This is a genomic window from Anoxybacteroides tepidamans, from assembly GCF_014201465.1.
GTDB lineage: Bacteria > Bacillota > Bacilli > Bacillales > Anoxybacillaceae > Anoxybacteroides > Anoxybacteroides tepidamans.
In genome coordinates, this window is the sequence record NZ_JACHEP010000046.1 from 1 (window position 1) to 2,846 (window position 2,846).

Here is a 2,846-nt window from a genome sequence, read left to right on the forward strand (position 1 = left end):
TCTTCATCCGCTCCTTTGACTGACTCGTTTAGGAGCAGTATAGACAAGAATACAGGTTGATTAAACGTGTCGGAATTTCAAACTGAATTTATATAGCCATTTTGTTAGCATTTCTAATAGCTAGTTTTATACCTATATTGGTTAATGTATGGGTCTCTAATCCAATCATTACAATGGTATTAGCTGGTATATTTTCTGTTATCGGTTTTGTTATATTTAGGTCTATATTCATTTTCCCTATACGCGAATTGATTCGCTGTTCTCAAGCAGTGTTAGAAGGGGATTTAACCCAAGGAGTAAATGTTAAGGCTGTTGGGGAACTGAAACAATTGGCGCAAACTATTGAGAGAATGACGGAAAATTTACGAAATTTAGTGATCAAAATTAAACATGACTCAAGAAATTTAACAGAAGCAGCGAGCAGTTTAGCAAAAGTAGCCGATACGTCTGATAAAGCAATTGAGATGTTAGCGAATACGTTTGAGCAAACTGCTGCAGCTACGCAAGAACAAAGTGCTAATATCGAGGAGCTGCAGTCAACTATTGAAGAAATCACTTCTTCGATGGAAGAAATTGCGGCTTCTGCTCAGCAAGCGAGCGCCGTAGCGACAAGCGCCATTCAAACTTCGCAAAACGGTGTCGATGCGGTGCATCGTGTCGCACAACAATTAACAGTGGTTGAAAAACAATCTAATATTTTGCAAAATACAATTGAAAAATTAGAGTATAGCTCCAAACAAATTACCGAAATGATCATGTTGATTACTCACATGGCAGACCAAACCAACTTATTAGCTTTAAACGCAGCGATTGAGGCTGCTAGAGCAGGAGAGTATGGAAGAGGATTTGCGATTGTTGCGGATGAAGTAAGAAAGTTAGCAGAAGAAAGTGCCAATGCAGCGAAACATATTGGCGAGATTGTTAGCGGGAATGAGAAAGAAACAAAAGAAGCCGCGAACATCATTAGTCAGTTGCGGGAGCAAGTAGCCGTCAGCAAACGTTTATCAAATCAAGCGGAAGAAGCTCTTTCTGTCATTATGCAAAATACAGAAGAAATCGATAAAAGTTCAGCAAACATTGCTGCTGCGGTAGAACAGCAATCGGAAGCATCTCAAATTATTAGTCAATCCGTTGAATCGATTTCAAGTGCTGCGCAGCAAATCGGAGCTGCTAGCCAAGAAGCAAATGCGATGATTGAAGAACAAGTCACGGCATCGAGTCTCGTAAATAGCTCTTCTTCCAATTTGCAAACTCTTGCGGAGGAGCTGGAGAAGCTAATTGGTACATTTAAAACAGACATGTCCACTACATCAAAATAGTGGACATGTTTTCTATATAAATACAACAGGGAGGTTTAACTTATGACTGATGAAAAAGTAGACTCCCTATTTTTTCGACTGTCGGCGGCAAGTCTGTGACTTGCCTTCGTCACGCCTTCGCGTGACAGAGGACCGAACAACCAACCGCTTCAAAGGCAAATGCATTTGTCTGGAAGCGGTGTTGTTCGGTCACCCGACAGTCGAAACATACCGATTACTCCATAAAAGACGAAAACGTTAAAGTTCCAAATGGCATTTATATAATTAGGTTATTTGACTTTAAAGTTTTGATGCATTTTTTTGTCTGATTCAACTTCCAAAAGTAATGTTGATTGATGATGATCCTTTTGCAATATAAATGTAATTTTCCTCGTAAATAAATATGTTGGGCGAATGATTTTATGAGCGTGGTTCATGTTTTTATGTTGGATAGCATTTCACACATATGAAGACTCTATAGGCTTTATAATGGGCAAACGGTTGCTAAGGTAGCTTTATAGAAAAAGGTTCCCGAAATTTAGAACCTTTTTCATTTATTATATCAACAAGAAACGTGTAATAAATGGGGTTTTGATAAATAATAGCCTTGAGCATACTGAATCCCTATAGTTTGAGCGCATATCATATCTTCTTTTGTTTCAATTCCCTCTAATATAATTTTTTCGCCATCATTAAAAACGTCTAAAAAGTAGGAAAGCACTTTTTGTTTTTTTAGATTTTGCGACAAATTTTTTGCTAAATAATGGTCGAATTTAATGATAGCGGGTTCTATTTCCAGCAAGGTATGCAATGAATGTTCTCCGATCCCAAGATCATCTAATGCGATAACGAATCCTTTTTCTTTCAACACAGCAATATTTTTTATAATTTTGCTTAAGTCTCTTAACGATTCTGATTCATTAATTTCTAATATAATTTGTTGATTCGAAAGAGACGTTTTCGCAACAATCTTCTCTAAAAATTGCGGGAAAAACGGAAACGAAATTGTAGAAGGATACACGTTAACCGATAAAAATAAATTATTTTCTTTGATTTTTTTATAATACGAATAAAAAGTTTGAATTGAATTTGAGATGGAGGACATATCTAACTCGTGTACACATCCTTGTTTTTGAGCAGCCTGAAAAAGCACGTCAGGACTTTTGACAAGAGGGCAGCGAAGCAAGCTTTCATATCCTACAATTTTTTTGCTAGGTAGATGGTAAATCGGTTGAAATACGTTTGTAAATAAATTTTTCGCTATAATTTCTCTAATAGTATCTAATTCCATGCGTGTTCTCTCCTCGTTCATACGTGAAATCAATAAAAAACTGCCTCTAATTTTTTCTAAAGAGGCAGTTTATGAGCAGTTGACAAAGAGTGCTTTATCGCACTACAATGTGAACCTTCTTAGTATCTATATAAATACAACTGGGAGGTTTAACTTATGGCTGACGAAAAAGTAGACTCCCTATTTTTTCGACTGTCGGCGGCAAGTGTGTGACTTGCCTTCGTCACGCCTTCGCGTGACAGAGGACCGAACAACCA

At 37.3% G+C, this 2,846-nt stretch carries 2 protein-coding genes; one reads left to right on the forward strand and one right to left on the reverse strand.

Annotation, left to right across the window (positions count from 1 at the left end):
* Nucleotides 1–329: 329 nt before the first annotated feature.
* A complete protein-coding gene (locus tag HNQ34_RS17150) occupies nucleotides 330–1,319 on the forward strand; it encodes a methyl-accepting chemotaxis protein (protein WP_246364317.1) in 990 nt (329 codons plus the stop codon).
* A 541-nt stretch (nucleotides 1,320–1,860) separates the two neighbouring features.
* Here the strand turns inward: HNQ34_RS17150 and HNQ34_RS17155 are convergent.
* Complete coding sequence (locus HNQ34_RS17155) at nucleotides 1,861–2,589, reverse strand: EAL domain-containing protein (RefSeq protein ID WP_183256532.1); 729 nt, start codon at nucleotides 2,587–2,589, stop codon at nucleotides 1,861–1,863.
* Nucleotides 2,590–2,846: the final 257 nt, after the last annotated feature.

Bases quoted from the DNA above. Each gene is read 5' to 3' on its own strand.
- HNQ34_RS17155 (WP_183256532.1), bottom strand. From the start codon at position 2,589: ATGGAATTAGATACTATTAGAGAAATTATAGCGAAAAATTTATTTACA.